This is a genomic window from Actinoplanes sp. NPDC049316, from assembly GCF_040677315.1.
Taxonomy (GTDB): Bacteria; Actinomycetota; Actinomycetes; order Mycobacteriales; family Micromonosporaceae; genus Actinoplanes.
Genome location: NZ_JBFAQM010000005.1, coordinates 24,295 through 38,267 on the forward strand (window position 1 = coordinate 24,295; position 13,973 = coordinate 38,267).

The 13,973-nt window shown below is 71.7% G+C and carries 15 protein-coding genes; 12 read left to right on the forward strand and 3 right to left on the reverse strand.

Annotated features, from left to right (window positions below):
• Nucleotides 1-122 precede the first annotated feature (122 nt).
• The 6 genes from hemL to ccsB are packed head-to-tail and all read left to right on the forward strand — an operon-like array spanning nucleotide 123 to nucleotide 6,015.
• Entirely contained in the window at nucleotides 123-1,466 is a 1,344-nt protein-coding gene (hemL, locus tag AB0K03_RS09480; protein WP_364682503.1) for a glutamate-1-semialdehyde 2,1-aminomutase, read from the forward strand.
• The gene (locus AB0K03_RS09485; RefSeq protein WP_364682505.1) at nucleotides 1,463-2,119 is read left to right on the forward strand and encodes a histidine phosphatase family protein; all 657 of its coding nucleotides are present in this window, start codon (nucleotides 1,463-1,465) and stop codon (nucleotides 2,117-2,119) included. Before hemL ends, AB0K03_RS09485 begins: the two co-directional genes overlap by 4 nt.
• Nucleotides 2,116-2,679: a TlpA disulfide reductase family protein gene (locus tag AB0K03_RS09490; protein WP_364682507.1), complete on the forward strand. Its 564-nt coding sequence runs from the start codon at nucleotides 2,116-2,118 to the stop codon at nucleotides 2,677-2,679. Before AB0K03_RS09485 ends, AB0K03_RS09490 begins: the two co-directional genes overlap by 4 nt.
• Entirely contained in the window at nucleotides 2,679-3,437 is a 759-nt protein-coding gene (locus tag AB0K03_RS09495) for a cytochrome c biogenesis protein CcdA (protein ID WP_364682509.1), read from the forward strand. The genes AB0K03_RS09490 and AB0K03_RS09495 overlap by 1 nt, the downstream gene beginning before the upstream one ends.
• Nucleotides 3,434-5,044 (forward strand): cytochrome c biogenesis protein ResB, encoded by a 1,611-nt coding sequence (locus tag AB0K03_RS09500; protein ID WP_364682511.1) that lies wholly within the window; start codon nucleotides 3,434-3,436, stop codon nucleotides 5,042-5,044. The genes AB0K03_RS09495 and AB0K03_RS09500 overlap by 4 nt, the downstream gene beginning before the upstream one ends.
• Nucleotides 5,044-6,015, forward strand: a complete 972-nt coding sequence (ccsB, locus tag AB0K03_RS09505) for a c-type cytochrome biogenesis protein CcsB (protein WP_364682513.1) — start codon at nucleotides 5,044-5,046, stop codon at nucleotides 6,013-6,015. Before AB0K03_RS09500 ends, ccsB begins: the two co-directional genes overlap by 1 nt.
• 9 nt (nucleotides 6,016-6,024) lie before the next feature.
• Here the strand turns inward: ccsB and AB0K03_RS09510 are convergent, their stop codons facing one another.
• Nucleotides 6,025-6,879: a helix-turn-helix transcriptional regulator gene (locus AB0K03_RS09510; RefSeq protein WP_364682515.1), complete on the reverse strand. Its 855-nt coding sequence runs from the start codon at nucleotides 6,877-6,879 to the stop codon at nucleotides 6,025-6,027.
• A 102-nt stretch (nucleotides 6,880-6,981) separates the two neighbouring features.
• On the opposite strand from AB0K03_RS09510, the gene AB0K03_RS09515 reads away from it, so the two are divergent.
• Nucleotides 6,982-7,854 carry an aldo/keto reductase family oxidoreductase gene (locus AB0K03_RS09515; protein ID WP_364682517.1) on the forward strand — a complete coding sequence of 291 codons (873 nt, stop codon included), beginning with the start codon at nucleotides 6,982-6,984 and terminating at the stop codon, nucleotides 7,852-7,854.
• Here the strand turns inward: AB0K03_RS09515 and AB0K03_RS09520 are convergent.
• A complete protein-coding gene (locus tag AB0K03_RS09520; protein WP_364682518.1) occupies nucleotides 7,851-8,708 on the reverse strand; it encodes a hypothetical protein in 858 nt (285 codons plus the stop codon). The genes AB0K03_RS09515 and AB0K03_RS09520 overlap by 4 nt on opposite strands.
• A gap of 93 nt (nucleotides 8,709-8,801) precedes the next feature.
• On the opposite strand from AB0K03_RS09520, the gene AB0K03_RS09525 reads away from it, so the two are divergent.
• The 3 genes from AB0K03_RS09525 to AB0K03_RS09535 are packed head-to-tail and all read left to right on the forward strand — an operon-like array spanning nucleotide 8,802 to nucleotide 11,808.
• Entirely contained in the window at nucleotides 8,802-10,262 is a 1,461-nt protein-coding gene (locus AB0K03_RS09525; protein WP_364682520.1) for a menaquinone biosynthesis decarboxylase, read from the forward strand.
• A complete protein-coding gene (mqnP, locus tag AB0K03_RS09530; RefSeq protein WP_364682522.1) occupies nucleotides 10,259-11,155 on the forward strand; it encodes a menaquinone biosynthesis prenyltransferase MqnP in 897 nt (298 codons plus the stop codon). Before AB0K03_RS09525 ends, mqnP begins: the two co-directional genes overlap by 4 nt.
• A gap of 17 nt (nucleotides 11,156-11,172) precedes the next feature.
• On the forward strand, nucleotides 11,173-11,808 hold the full coding sequence (locus AB0K03_RS09535; protein WP_364682524.1) for a UbiX family flavin prenyltransferase: 636 nt from the start codon (nucleotides 11,173-11,175) through the stop codon (nucleotides 11,806-11,808).
• Between the two features lie 64 nt (nucleotides 11,809-11,872).
• Here the strand turns inward: AB0K03_RS09535 and AB0K03_RS09540 are convergent, their stop codons facing one another.
• Nucleotides 11,873-12,148 (reverse strand): BldC family transcriptional regulator, encoded by a 276-nt coding sequence (locus tag AB0K03_RS09540; RefSeq protein ID WP_071803604.1) that lies wholly within the window; start codon nucleotides 12,146-12,148, stop codon nucleotides 11,873-11,875.
• Between the two features lie 222 nt (nucleotides 12,149-12,370).
• Here AB0K03_RS09540 and AB0K03_RS09545 point away from each other — a divergent pair, with 222 nt between their 5' ends.
• Together AB0K03_RS09545 and AB0K03_RS09550 are read left to right on the forward strand one after the other, a co-directional pair.
• Entirely contained in the window at nucleotides 12,371-12,832 is a 462-nt protein-coding gene (locus tag AB0K03_RS09545; protein WP_364682527.1) for an Lrp/AsnC family transcriptional regulator, read from the forward strand.
• A gap of 5 nt (nucleotides 12,833-12,837) precedes the next feature.
• Entirely contained in the window at nucleotides 12,838-13,968 is a 1,131-nt protein-coding gene (locus tag AB0K03_RS09550) for a PLP-dependent cysteine synthase family protein (protein ID WP_364682529.1), read from the forward strand.
• Nucleotides 13,969-13,973: the final 5 nt, after the last annotated feature.

The window sequence follows — 13,973 nt, forward strand, 5'->3', positions numbered from 1 at the left end:
CGGCCACCCTATCGCGGGCTGCCGAATGTTGCCTGTTGAGCACGGTTTGGCCGCCGGATGCGGGGTGACCTGAACAACCCGGTGCGGGGCTGGGCGGACGCATCCCGCGCGACGCTGACAGAATGGGACTCGCCGTGACCACCTCATACCGCGCCGGCACTCCGTACCCGGAGGACGCCCCGGCTTCCCAGGCCCTGTTCGACCGCGCCCAGGCCATCGTGCCGGGCGGGGTCAATTCACCCGTGCGTGCGTTCCGGGCCGTCGGCGGCGTGCCGCGGTTCATGGCCCGGGGCGCCGGTCCGTGGATGGTGGACGCCGACGGGCGCCGCTACGTGGACCTGGTCTGCTCGTGGGGTCCGCTGATCCACGGGCAGGCGCATCCGGCGATCATCGCCGCGGTGCAGTCGGCCGCCGCCCACGGCACCAGCTTCGGCACCCCGACGGAGGGCGAGGTCGAGCTGGCCGAGGAGATCGTCCGGCGGACCCCCGTGGAGCAGGTGCGCCTGGTCAACTCGGGCACCGAGGCGACGATGACGGCCATCCGCCTGGCCCGCGGCTACACCGGGCGTTCCAAGATCGTGAAGTTCGCCGGCTGCTACCACGGCCACGTCGACGCGCTGCTCGCCGCGGCCGGCTCCGGCGTCGCCACGCTGGGGCTGCCAGACTCGCCCGGCGTGACCGGTGCGGCCGCGAGCGAGACCATCGTGCTGCCGTACAACGACGTGGCCGCGGTCGAGGCGGTCTTCGCGGAGCAGGACGACATCGCCGCGATCATCACCGAGGCGGCCGCCGGCAACATGGGCGTGGTCGCCCCGCGTGACGGCTTCAACCAGCGGCTCGCCGAGATCGCCCACGCGAACGGCGCGCTGCTCATCGTCGACGAGGTGATGACCGGCTTCCGGGTGTCCGCGGGCGGCTGGGCCGGGCTCGAGCCCGTCGACGCGGACCTGTTCACGTACGGCAAGGTCATGGGTGGCGGGCTGCCCGCGGCGGCGTTCGGCGGCCGGACGGAGATCATGTCCCGCCTCGCCCCGGCCGGCCCGGTCTACCAGGCGGGCACGCTGTCGGGCAATCCGCTCGCCTGCGCGGCCGGACTGGCCAGCCTGCGGCTCGCCGACGACGCGGCGTACAAGCGCCTCGACGAGTTGTCGGCCACCGTGGGCGCGCTCACCTCGGACGCGCTCAACACCGCGGGGGTCGCGCACCGGCTCTCGTACGCGGGCAACATGTTCTCGATCTTCTTCACCGACGCGGACGTGCGCGACTACGACACGGCGAAGACCCAGGACAGCGCGGCGTTCAAGGCGTTCTTCCACGCGATGCTCGCCCGCGGCGTCTACCTGCCGCCGAGCGCCTTCGAGTCGTGGTTCGTGTCGACCGCCCTGGACGACGACGCCCTGGAGACGATCGGTGCGGCGCTGCCGGCTGCGGCCCGCGCCGCCGCGGCAGCGGGGAGCACCTCATGAGCGAGCCCACGAAGACCACCGTGCACGTGCTGCGGCACGGCGAGGTGCACAACCCCGGCAAGATCTTGTACGGCCGGCTGCCCGACTTCCACCTGTCCGAGCTGGGCCGGCAGATGGCCAAGGCGGCGGCGGAGCACCTCGCCGAGCGTGACGTGACGTACGTGGTGGCCAGCCCGCTGGAGCGCGCGCAGGAGACCGCGGAGCCGTTCGCCGAGCAGTTCAAGCTCGAGACGGCGACCGACACGCGGCTGATCGAGAGCGCCAACTTCTTCGAGGGCAAGAAGGTGTCGGTCGGCGACGGCGCCTTCAGCAACCCGCGCAACTGGTGGGTGCTGCGCGACCCGATCACGCCGAGCTGGGGCGAGGCGTACATCGTGATCGCCCAGCGGATGTTCGCCGCGGTCCAGGCCGCCCGGGTGGCCGCGGAGGGCCACGAGGCCGTCTGCGTCTCGCATCAGCTTCCGATCTGGACACTGCGCCGGTACGTCGAGAAGAAGCGTCTCTGGCACGACCCCCGCAAGCGCCAGTGCGGGCTGGCGAGCCTGACCTCGTTCCGCTTCGAGGGGTCGAAGATCGTCGGCATCGACTACGCCGAGCCCGCCGCCGCGCTGGTCGCCATGTCGCCCGGCGCCAGGACCGCCAAGGGAGCTTGACCGTGCGCCGGCTCGCCGCTGTCGTCCTCACCGCCGCCGTCGCGGCCGGTGCCCTGACCGGCTGCGGCAGCGAGAGCTGGGAGAAGAAGTGCACGACGAACGCCGACAACGTCATCGAGTGCACCCCTGACCAGCGCCCGCAGGCCCGCGAGGTGACCGGCGAGCTGCTCGGCGGCGGCACGTACGACGTCGCGCAGGACCGCGGCAAGGTCGTGGTGGTCAACTTCTGGGGTTCGTGGTGCAGCCCGTGCCGTGCCGAGGCGGACGATCTCGAGGGCACGTACCAGGCGACCAAGGCGAAGGACGTGACGTTCATCGGGGTCAACTCGCGGGACGACCGGGACGCCGCCAAGGCGTTCGAGCGCGGCCGGGTCACGTACCCGAGCATCTTCGACCCGAACGGCAGCGTGGCGCTGAAGTTCGACGTCACGCAGGTCAGCACCCCGGCGACGCTGATCCTGGACCGGCAGGGCCGGATCGCCGCCGCCATCCGCGGCGCCACCACGATCGGCATCCTCAAGCCCGTCGTCGAGCGCATCGCAGCGGAATCGACCGGCTGATGGGCGAGTCGTTTGCGAACACCGCGAGCACCGGGCCGCTGATGCTGGCGATCGCGGCCGCCGCGATCGCAGGCCTGGTCAGCTTCCTCTCGCCCTGCGTGCTCCCGCTGATCCCGGGCTACCTGTCGTATGTGACGGGTCTGGCGGGCTCCGACCTGGACGCCTCGGAACGGGCCCGCACCAAGGGCCGCATCCTGGCCGGGACAAGCCTCTTCGTGCTCGGCTTCGCGGTGGTGTTCACGCTGATGGCCACGCTGGTCGCCAACATCGGCATCACCCTGCAGACGCACCGGCAGACCCTCAACATCGTGCTCGGCGTGCTGGTCATCGTGCTGGGGATCGCCTTCCTCGGCCTGATCCCCGGCATGCAGCGGGAAATCCGGATCACCAAGCTGCCCAACGCCGGGCTGATCGGCGCGCCGGTGTTCGGCGCCCTCTTCGCGCTCTCCTGGATCCCGTGCGTCGGCCCCACTCTCGGCGCGGTACTGGGGCTGGCCACGACCGCCGGGGAGACCGACCGGGCGGTGACGCTGGCGCTCGCGTACAGCCTGGGGCTCGGCGTGCCGTTCGTGCTGTTCGGGCTCTTCTTCCGGCGCCTGCTCGGCGTCTTCAAGGCGGTCCGCCGCAACAGCCGCTGGGTCACCCGGATCGGCGGCGCGCTGCTCATCGTCGTCGGGATCACGCTCGTCACCGGCGGCTGGGACAGCTTCCTCATCTGGCTGCAGACGACGTTCACCTTCGACGGGACGCTGCTGTGACCGTCGTGGAGGAACGTCCCGCACCCCCGGCGTCGCCGCCGCCGCGCCGGCCCAACCGCGCGTGGGCGCTGCTGCGTAACTCGTGGCGGCAGCTGACGAGCATGCGTACGGCGCTCGTGCTGCTGTTCCTGCTCGCCGTCGCCGCGATCCCCGGGTCGGTGCTGCCGCAGCGCGCCCTCAACGCCGAGAAGGTCAGCGGCTACTACCAGGCGCATCCGAAGCTGGCCCCGGTCCTGGACCGCCTCGGCGGCTTCGAGGTCTACGCGTCGCCCTGGTTCGCCGCGATCTACCTGCTGCTGTTCACGTCGCTGATCGGGTGCGTGGTGCCGCGGCTCGTGGACCACGTCCGCGCGCTGCGTACCGTACCGCCGGATGCTCCCCGCCGGCTGGAACGCCTGCCGCAGCATGCCGCCGGACAGGAACAACCGGATGATCCGGCCGCCGCGGCGGCCGCTGCCGCCGCGGCGCTGCGCAAGCGCCGCTTCCGCACGATCGTGCGCGAGGGCGGCGACGGCGCCTGGACGGTCTCGGCGGAGAAGGGCTACCTCAAGGAGACCGGCAACCTGCTCTTCCACCTCGCGTTGCTCGCGGTGCTGGTCGGCGTGGGCTTCGGTCACTGGTACGGCTGGCACGGCAACCGGCTCCTCGTGCAGGGCGCCGACCAGGGGTTCTGCAACTCGGTCACGCAGTACGACGAGTCCACGCTCGGCCCCCGCATCGACGCCGCCGACCTGCCGTTCTTCTGCCTGCGGCTGACCGACTTCCAGGCGGCGTTCCAGCCCACCGGCCAGCCGAAGGACTTCGAGGCCACGGTGGACGTGCAGACGAAGCAGGACGGGCCGTGGCGGCGGGAACGCTTCACGGTCAACGACCCGCTGCGGCTGTCGCAGGCCAACATCCACCTGCTCGGCCACGGCTACGCGGTGATCCTGCGCTACACCGACCGGTACGGCGAGCAGCAGACGAAGATCCTGCCGTTCCTGCCGCGCGACGGGATGTTCACCAGCGAGGGCGTCGCGCAGTTCCCGGACGTCAACATCGACCCGAAGACCAACAAGCGCGACGAGAACCTGCAGGTCGGCTTCGAGGGCGTGTACCTGCCCACGGTCGACCCCAAGGGCGGCCCGACCTCGGTGTACCCGGCCGAGAACGACCCGGCGCTGTTCCTGACGGCGTACCGGGGCAACCTCGGCGTCGACGCCGGCCTGCCCGGCTCGGTGTACGCGCTGGACCGCGGCCAGATCACCACCGGCCGGCTGAAGCAGGTCAGCGGGTCCCGCCCGCAGCGGCTCACCCCCGGCCAGACGTGGACCCTCGACGACGGTACGAAGCTCGAGTTCCTGGGTACGCGGCCGTTCGCGACGCTCGCCGTGCGCTACGACCCCACCCAGCCGCTCGTGCTCGGCGGCGCGGTGCTGGGGCTGCTCGGGCTGATGCTGTCGCTGAGCGGCCACCGGCGCCGGCTGTGGTTCCGCATCACCCCCCGCGAGGGGTCCGGTAGCTTGGTGGAGGCCGGTGGGCTGCCCCGCACCGACTACCCGGGCTTCGGCGAGGAGTTCCAGCAGGTCGTGGGCGCCGCACGCGGCGAAGAGGGAGGGACGCCCTGATGGCGGAGTTGTCCAACCAGTTGATGGCCGTCACGGTGCTGGCGTACCTGGCCGCGATGGTCTGCTACGCGGCGGAGTACGCGTTCGGCGACCGCAGCCACATCGGCCGCGCCGCCACCCGGCAGGCCCGCGAGCTCGTCGGCGCCGGCGCGCCGGTCCCGCCGGCCTCTCTTGAGGAGCCTGCCGAGGCCCCTCGGCGGGACCGCGGGGAACTGCTCGGCCGCATCGGCGTCGGGCTGAACTGGCTCGCCTTCGCCCTGCACCTCGGCACGGTGGTGACGCGCGGCATCGCGGCCGACCGCATGCCGTGGGGCAACATGTACGAGTTCATCCTCGCCGTCACGCTGGTCGGCTCCGCGGTCTGGCTGGGCGTCCTCACCCGCCGCCCCACCGTGCGCCACCTGGGCCTGTTCGCGGCTCTGGCGCTCGTGGTCCTGCTCGGCGCGGCCGGCCTGATCGCGTACACCCCGGTCGGCCCGCTCGTCCCGGCGCTCAACTCGTACTGGTACGTCATCCACGTCTCCACGATCATCATCGCCAGCGGCATCCTGCTGATCGGGGCGGTCCCGGCCGCGATGTTCCTCATCCGCACCGGCCACGACGAGGGCAAGCGCCGCTTCCCGTACACCCTCGGCGCCAAGGTCCCGGCGGCGGCGACGCTGGAGCGCCTGACCTTCCGCCTGCACGCGTTCGCCTTCCCGCTGTTCACGTTCGGCGCGCTGATCGCCGGGCCGCTGTGGGCGGAGGCATCGTGGGGGCGTTACTGGGGCTGGGACCCCAAGGAGGTCTGGGCGTTCATCTCCTGGGTCGTCTACGCCGCGTACCTGCACGCCCGGGCCACCCCGAGCGTCAAGCGCACGACGGCCACGTGGATCGCGCTGGTCGGCTTCGCGACGATGCTGATGAACCTGTTCGGCGTGAACCTGTTCTTCGAGGGCCTGCACTCGTACGCCAACGCCGGCGGCATGTGAGCGTCGGCGTCACTTCTCCGCCGCGACGGTGACCTCCCGGGTCGCCGGAGCGGTGGTCAGGGAGGTCAGCAGGGCCAGGCGCTCGGCGTCCTCGGTGCCCGGCTCGGGGTGGAAGACGGACAGCACCATGCCGTCCGTGCCGTCGATGTCGAGCTTGGACATGCCGAGGGAGAGCTCGCCGACCAGTGGGTGCCGCATCCGGACCGGCCGGCCGCGCATCGGGCGGACGTCGTGGCGGGCCCAGGCCTGGCGGAATTCCTCGCTGGCCAGGGAGAGCTCGCCGACGAGCTGCGCGGCCCGCGGGTCGTCGACGTCCGAGCCGAGCCGCCTGCGGAAGGCGGCGACGCATTCGCGTACGGTGGCCGCCCAGTCGAGGTGCAGGTCCTGCTCGGCGGGGTCGAGGAACAGCGACCGGAGCCGGTTCTCGCCCACCCGCACGTTGGGGGCCAGCGCGGTCGCTAGCGGGTTGACCGCCAGGATGTCGAAGTACTTGTCCGCGGCGAAGGCCGGCAGCCCGATCGTGGCGAGCAGCTGCGTCGTCGCCGGCGGCACGGTCTGCCGCCGGGGCCGGCGGGTGCGGCTGCGGGGACGCGGCGCCGCCAGCTGCAGGAGGTACGCCGTGGCGGTGTCGTCGAGCCGCAGCACCCGGGCGAGCGCCTCGAGGACCTGCATCGACGGGTTGCGGTCGCGGCCCTGCTCGAGCCGCAGGTAGTACTCGGCGCTGATCCCGGCGAGCATCGCGACCTCTTCGCGGCGCAGCCCCGCGACCCTGCGGATGCCGTGCGCCGGCAGCCCGGCGTCCCCGGGGCTGACGAGCTCCCGGCGCGCCCGGAGGTAGTCCCCGAGCCGGTTGTCCTCCTGCATGCTTCTCACGGTAGCCGCGGGCGGGGCGCTGTCCCTGTCCCTGCCACTACCAGTATCGGCGGGGATCTGGGTGGCCCGGCGGCAACTCGGCAGGCTGGCGGCATGACTGATTCCTCTTCTTCGCTCCCCGGCGGCACCTGGACGATGGGAGACCTCACGGTCACCCGCTTCGGGTACGGCGCCATGCAGCTCGCCGGCCCCGGGGTCATGGGGCCGCCCGCCGACCGTGACGGCGCGCTCGCCGTGTTGCGCGAGGTCGTCGGGCTCGGCATCACGCACATCGACACCAGCGACGCGTACGGGCCGCACGTCACGAACCGGCTGATCCGGGAGGCGCTGCACCCGTACCCGGAGGCGCTGCACGTCGTGACGAAGGTCGGCGCCCACCGCGACGAGCGGGGCGGCTGGCCCCCGGCCCGGGAACCGGAGAACCTGCGCCGGGCCGTACGCGACAACCTCGAGGCCCTCGGCGTCGACGTGCTGGACCTGGTCAACCTGCGGCTCGGCAACGCCGAGGGGCCGCAGCCCGGTTCGCTCGCCGAGCCGTTCGAGACGCTCGTGGAGCTTCAGCGGCAGGGGTTGATCCGCCACCTCGGCGTGAGCAACGCGACAGCGGAGCAGGTGGCCGAGGCGCAGGGCATCGCGCCGATCGTGTGCGTGCAGAACCTCTACAACCTCGCGTACCGCCAGGACGACGCGCTGATCGACCGGTTCGCCGCGCAGGGCGTCGCCTACGTGCCGTTCTTCCCGCTCGGTGGCTTCACCCCGCTGCAGTCCGCGGCGCTGTCGGCCGTGGCGGCCCGGCTGGAGGCGTCACCGATGTCCGTCGCGCTGGCCTGGCTGCTTCAGCGGTCACCGAACATCCTGCTGATCCCGGGTACCTCGAAGGTCGCCCACCTGCGCGAGAACGCGGCGGGCGCGGGCCTCGTGCTGTCCGGCGACGACCTCGACGAGCTGGAGAAGATCGGGGGCTAGCAGTCGCCGGCCGTCCAGGTGTCGTAGTGCGTGAGCCAGTCGAGGCAGAAACCGCCCGTACGCTCCCGCGCGGTGTCGCCGGTGAGCGTGTCGACGTCCTCGCGCCAGTAGCGGCTCGCCCCGCCGTCCGGGGGCCGCAGCTGCACGTTGTCCACGGTCACCGGCGGCACCCGCAGCCGCGCCGCCTTGCCCTTGTCGACGTGCACCTCGACGTACTGCTCGACGTACGCGCTGGAGCCGATCGGCAGCTTCTGGGCGGTGAGCAGGTTCCAGCGGTTGTTCCACCACAGCCACGCCTGCCACACGTTGTCGGCGTCGGTGTGCACGTCCAGCCACACCCGGTCGCCCGGCCGCAGCTGGTACTGGTCGTAGAACTGCCAGGCGTTCGTGTTGGTGTTGAACGTGTAGATGCGCTGGCGCCCCTGGCCGGCCCAGCCGGTTTCCGCCCAGCCGGCCTCCAGCCAGGCGATCCTGCCGCCGCCCATGTCCCGCTTCGCCATGAAGCGGCTCGCGACGAAGTCGTACGTGTTGCGCCGTACCGCGCTGTCGACGACGGAAAGGCGGCCGAAGACGCCGCTCCACTCGTTGCCCGTGCCGGCGCCGAGGTGGTGGTAGCCGCTCGGGGTGTTGCGGACCGCGTCCATCCGTACGCCGGACTCCAGGATGCGTGCGGTGGCCCGGCACGCCTTCGGGGCGGAGGTGGTCGCCGGCCCGGTCGGTGCCGTGGTGGAGGGCCGGCCGGGCTTGCATTCCGGGAGGCGGTGGCTGCGCTGGGAGGCCGCGGGCGCCGCGACCGCCAGGGCGCCGGCCAGGCCGGCCAGCGCGCACCACCGTGCCACGAACCGGAACCTCACGCCGCCCACCCCGTCCCCCGAGCCGTACGCAAACCGAACCGCAGACTCCAACGCCGGAGGAGATCGTCCGGTGACGGGTGACAGACTGGAGGCATGGCTGCGAAGGGCTTCCCGTACCACGATCTGCAGAGCTTCATCTCGGCCCTGGAGAAGGCCGGTGAGCTGCGCCGGGTGCGCGTACCGGTCGATCCGACCCTGGAGATCAGCGAGATCGTGACCCGCACGGTCCGCTCCGGCGGCCCGGCCCTGCTCTTCGAGCGGCCCACCCGCGGCGAGATGCCGGTCGTCGTGAACCTGTTCGGTACGGAGAAGCGCATGGCGATGGCGCTCGGCGTGGACTCCCTGGACGAGGTGGGCGACCGCATCGGCGACCTGATCAAGCCGGAGCTGCCGGTCGGCTGGTCGGGCATCCGCGAGGGCCTGGGCAAGGTGCTGCAGCTCAAGTCCGTACCGCCGCGCAAGGTCAAGTCCGCGCCCTGCCAGGAGGTCGTGCTCAAGGGCGACGAGGTCGACCTGGACCGGCTGCCCGGGCTGCAGGTGTGGCCCGGCGACGGCGGCATCTTCCACAACTTCGGGCTGACCCACACCAAGCACCCGGAGACCGGCAAGCGCAACCTCGGCCTCTACCGGCTGCAGCAGCACTCGAAGAACACGCTCGGCATGCACTGGCAGATCCACAAGGACTCGACCGCCCACCACGCGGTCGCCGAGCGGCGCGGCGAACGACTGCCTGTGGCGGTCGCGATCGGCTGTGATCCGGTCGTCAGCTACGCGGCGAGCGCGCCGCTGCCCGGCGACATCGACGAGTACATGTTCGCGGGCTTCCTGCGCGGCGAGCGCGTCGAGATGGTCGACTGCCTCACCGTGCCGCTGCAGGTGCCGGCGCAGGCCCAGATCATCCTGGAGGGCTATCTCGAGCCGGGCGAGCGGATGCCGGAGGGGCCGTTCGGCGACCACACCGGCTTCTACACGCCGGTCGAGCCGTTCCCGGTGCTGCACATCGAGTGCATGACGATGCGCAAGCAGCCGGTCTACCACTCGATCATCACGTCGAAGCCGCCGCAGGAGGACCACGGGCTCGGCAAGGCCACCGAGCGGATCTTCCTGCCGCTGCTGAGGATGCTGATCCCGGACATCGTCGACTACGACATGCCGGCCGCCGGGGTGTTCCACAACTGCGTCATCGTGTCGATCCGCAAGCGCTACCCCAAGCACGCCCAGAAGATCATGAACGCCATCTGGGGTGCGCACCTGATGTCGCTGTCGAAGCTGATCGTCGTCGTGGACGAGGACTGCGACGTGCACGACTACCACGAGGTCGCGTTCCGGGCGTTCGGCAACGTCGACTACGACCGCGACCTGCTCGTCACCCAGGGCCCGGTGGACCACCTCGACCACGCCTCCTACCAGCAGTTCTGGGGCGGTAAGGCGGGCCTCGACGCCACCCGTAAGCTGCCCGCCGAGGGCTACACCCGCGGCTGGCCGGAAGAGATGACCATGTCGAGCGAGGTCACCGCCCTCGTGGACAAGCGCTGGAAGGAATACGGCATATGACGGCGGTGGCCCCCGCGCCGGAGCAGCCCGGCAAGGTCAAGGCGTTCCTGCGGCTGGTGGCCATCGAGCACTCGGTCTTCGCGCTGCCGTTCGCGTACCTGTCCGCCGCGGTCGCGATGGACCGCGAGGGCGCCGGCGTGCACTGGCTCGACCTGCTGCTGGTCACCGTCGCGATGGTCGCCGGCCGGACCTTCGCCATGGCGGCCAACCGCATCCTCGACCGCCGGATCGACGCGCAGAACCCCCGGACGCAGAACCGGGAGCTGGTCACCGGGGCGGTGAGCGTACGCACCGCGTGGACCGGCGCGGCCGTCTCCCTGGCCGTGCTGTTCCTCGCCGCGGGGCTGCTCAACCCGCTGTGCCTGCTGCTGTCGCCACTCGCCGTGATCCCGCTGGTCGTCTACCCGTACGCGAAGCGCTTCACGAACTTCCCGCACTACGTCCTCGCGCTGGCGCAGGCGGTGGCGCCGGTCGGCGCGTGGCTGGCGATCACCGGCACGTTCGACGGCTCCGGCCCCGCCTGGCTGCTCGGCGTCGCGGTGGGCCTGTGGATCGGCGGCTTCGACATCATCTACGCCTGCCAGGACGTCGAGGTCGACCGCCGGATCGGCGTGCACTCCACCCCGGCCCGCTTCGGCGTACGCACGGCGCTGCACATCTCCACGGTCACGCACATCGTGACGTTCGCGCTCTTCGTCTGGTTCGGCGAGGTCGCAGGGCTGGGCTGGCTCTGGTGGATCGGGCTGGCGCTGACCGCGGTGGCGTTCGCGTACCAGCACATCGTCGTCACGCCGACCGACCTGTCCAAGGTCAACCGGGCGTTCTTCACGGCCAACGGCTTCGTCGGGATCGCGCTGTTCCTCTTCGCGCTGCTCGATCTCGTCCTGCTGTGATCGGGCATGCTGGAAGCATGCGCACCCCGTGGATCATCGGTGTCTCAGGAGCCTCCGGCACCCCGTACGCCCGGGCCGTGATCGGCGCGCTGCTGGACGCCGGGGCGGCCGTGGACCTGGTGATCTCGCGGGCCGCCCGGCTGACGCTGCTCGACGAGACCGGGGCGACCGTCCGGGACGCGCACTGGAAGGACGACGTGGGCGCCTGGCTGGGGCGCGACCTCGGCGACGCGGACCTCGTGTACTGGCCCGCCGGTGATCTCGCGGCGGGACCCAGCAGCGGTTCGTACCCGGCGCACGGCATGGCGGTCGTGCCCGCGAGCACGGCCGCCTGCGCGGGCATCGCCATCGGCCTGTCCAAGGACCTGCTGCAGCGCGCGGCGGAGGTCACCCTCAAGGAGCGCCGCCGTACGGTCGTCGTGCCGCGCGAGACCCCGGTGACCCGCAGCCACCTGGAGCACCTGATCGCGCTGCACGACGCCGGCGCGGTGGTCCTGCCCGCGTCGCCCGGCTTCTACGGCGCGGGGGCGGACGCCACCGCGCAGCAGCTCGTCGACTTCGTGGCGGGCAAGGTGCTGGACGCGCTCGGCGTGCCCCACGACCTGTTCACCAGGTGGCGGGGCGAGCTCGGCGGGGCTCAGCGCACCCCGTAGCGCGCACCGCCCGAAGTTCCTCGGCGCGGGCCGGCAGCGCCCGCCGCTGGGCGGGCGATGCGGCTCAGCGCAACCCGTTGGGCGGGCCGTAGCCGGCCCCGGGGTTCGACGGTCCGGCGTTGCGCGGCCGGTTGGCCGCGTCGTCCTCGCGCATCTCCTCGACCACGCCGTCACCCTCGAGCAGCGCCCGCACCTCCGACTCGCGGAATCGGCGGTGTCCACCCGGAGTACGGATGCTGCCGATGCGTCCGGCGGCCGCCCATCGCGTGACGGTTTTGGGGTCGACCCGGAACAGCGCGGCAACCTCCCCGGGCGTCAGCAGTCGGTCTCCAGTGTCCACGGCCCTCTCCCTGCGTCGTTGTGGAGCGCCGGTGGTCACTGTGCGTGTTCGGCGTGCTCGATCGGGACGTACAGCCATTAGAGCATCGGGAAAAACAGCAAGTCGCTGAAATGCGGAAAAAGCCCTGATTGCGACGATGACCATTATCCTTGTGCGCTCCGGCGCTCCCGGCCCGCTACCGGGCGTGAACCACCCGGACGGGCCGCACTAACCTCTGAAGCCATGGACGCCATCGACCTGCGCCTGATCGACCTGCTGCGCGACAACGCCCGTTCGTCGTACGCCGAGCTCGCCCGTCAGGTGGGCCTGTCCGCCCCCGCCGTGCACGAGCGGGTCGGCAAGCTCGAGGCGGCGGGCACGCTGCGGGCCTACCGGGCGGAGGTCGAACCCGAGGCGATCGGGCTGGGCGTCACCGCGCTCATCGGCATCATCGAGGACTCCGGCGCCGACACCGACGACGTGCTCGCCGCGCTGCGGGTCATGCCCGAGATCGAGTCCTGCTACTTCATGGCGGGCGTGGAGTCGTACCAGCTCACCGTCCGGGTCGGCACGATCGCCGAGCTCGAGCAGCTGATCGTCCGGATCAACCGCACGCCCGGCGTCGCCTCCACCCGGACGGCGATCGCGCTGTCCACGAAGTGGGAGAACCGGCCGCAGCAGGGTCGCGACCCGGCGGTAGGTTGATCAGGATGCATCTCGAGCGCTGTGATCCGGCCCGCCGGCAGTGGGTGAGCGACGCCATCTCGCTCGTGGAGGCCGACGCCAACCGCTCGGCCGACACCCACCTGCTGCCGTTCCCGCTGCCGCCGTCCTGGGGCATCGACCTCTATCTCAAGGACGAGTCCTCACACCCCACCGGCTCGCTCAAGCACCGCCTGGCGCGCTCCCTTTTCCTGTACGCCCTCTGCAACGGCTGGATCGGCCCCGACACCCCCGTCGTCGAGGCGTCCTCCGGCTCCACCGCGGTCAGTGAGGCGTACTTCGCCCGGATGCTGGGGCTGGAGTTCATCGCGGTCATGCCGGCGAGCACGTCGCCGGAGAAGATCTCGCTGATCGAGTTCCAGGGCGGCAAGTGCCACCTCGTCGACGACCCGACGACCGTGGTGGCGGCGGCCCGTACGCTCGCGGCCGGCCTGGGCGGGCACTTCATGGACCAGTTCACCCACGCCGAGCGGGCCACCGACTGGCGCGGCAACAACAACATCGCCGAGTCGATCTACGCGCAGCTGGGGCTGGAACGGCATCCCGTACCGGCCTGGATCGTGGTCGGCGCGGGCACCGGCGGCACCAGCGCCACGATCGGCCGGTACGCACGCTACCGTCGCTTCCCCACCCGGCTGTGCGTGGTGGACCCGGAGGGATCGGCGTTCTGGCCCGCGTACGTGAACCAGGACTGGGAGGTCCGCACCGGCCGCGGCTCGCGCATCGAGGGCATCGGCCGGCCCCGGGTGGAGCCGTCGTTCCAGCCGGCGGTCGTGGACCGCATGATCCCGGTGCCCGACGCCGCGTCGCTGGCGGCCATGCGGGCCGGCTCGGCCGTGCTGGGGCGCCGGGTCGGCGGATCCACGGGTACGAACCTGTGGGGCGCGTTCGCGCTGATAGCCGAGATGCGCGAGGCGGGCCGCACGGGCTCGGTGGTGACGCTCATCTGCGACGGCGGCGAGCGGTACGCCGACACGTACTACTCCGACGGGTGGGTCGCAGCGCAGGGCCTCACCCTGGACGAGCCGCTGGCCTGCATCGATGCCTTTCTCGCCGGCGGGCCGTGGCGCCCGCCGCGGGAAGGGGGCAGCGTGGAGGCCCGCGACCTGGAAGGATGAGCGTC

Excerpts from the sequence above, each read along its gene's own strand:
- hemL (WP_364682503.1), top strand. The coding sequence starts at position 123 with ATGGGACTCGCCGTGACCACCTCATACCGCGCCGGCACTCCGTACCCG.
- AB0K03_RS09485 (WP_364682505.1), top strand. The coding sequence starts at position 1,463 with ATGAGCGAGCCCACGAAGACCACCGTGCACGTGCTGCGGCACGGCGAG.
- AB0K03_RS09495 (WP_364682509.1), top strand. The coding sequence starts at position 2,679 with ATGGGCGAGTCGTTTGCGAACACCGCGAGCACCGGGCCGCTGATGCTG.
- ccsB (WP_364682513.1), top strand. The coding sequence starts at position 5,044 with ATGGCGGAGTTGTCCAACCAGTTGATGGCCGTCACGGTGCTGGCGTAC.
- AB0K03_RS09510 (WP_364682515.1), bottom strand. The coding sequence starts at position 6,879 with ATGCAGGAGGACAACCGGCTCGGGGACTACCTCCGGGCGCGCCGGGAG.
- AB0K03_RS09515 (WP_364682517.1), top strand. The coding sequence starts at position 6,982 with ATGACTGATTCCTCTTCTTCGCTCCCCGGCGGCACCTGGACGATGGGA.
- AB0K03_RS09525 (WP_364682520.1), top strand. The coding sequence starts at position 8,802 with ATGGCTGCGAAGGGCTTCCCGTACCACGATCTGCAGAGCTTCATCTCG.
- mqnP (WP_364682522.1), top strand. The coding sequence starts at position 10,259 with ATGACGGCGGTGGCCCCCGCGCCGGAGCAGCCCGGCAAGGTCAAGGCG.
- AB0K03_RS09535 (WP_364682524.1), top strand. The coding sequence starts at position 11,173 with ATGCGCACCCCGTGGATCATCGGTGTCTCAGGAGCCTCCGGCACCCCG.
- AB0K03_RS09545 (WP_364682527.1), top strand. The coding sequence starts at position 12,371 with ATGGACGCCATCGACCTGCGCCTGATCGACCTGCTGCGCGACAACGCC.
- AB0K03_RS09550 (WP_364682529.1), top strand. The coding sequence starts at position 12,838 with ATGCATCTCGAGCGCTGTGATCCGGCCCGCCGGCAGTGGGTGAGCGAC.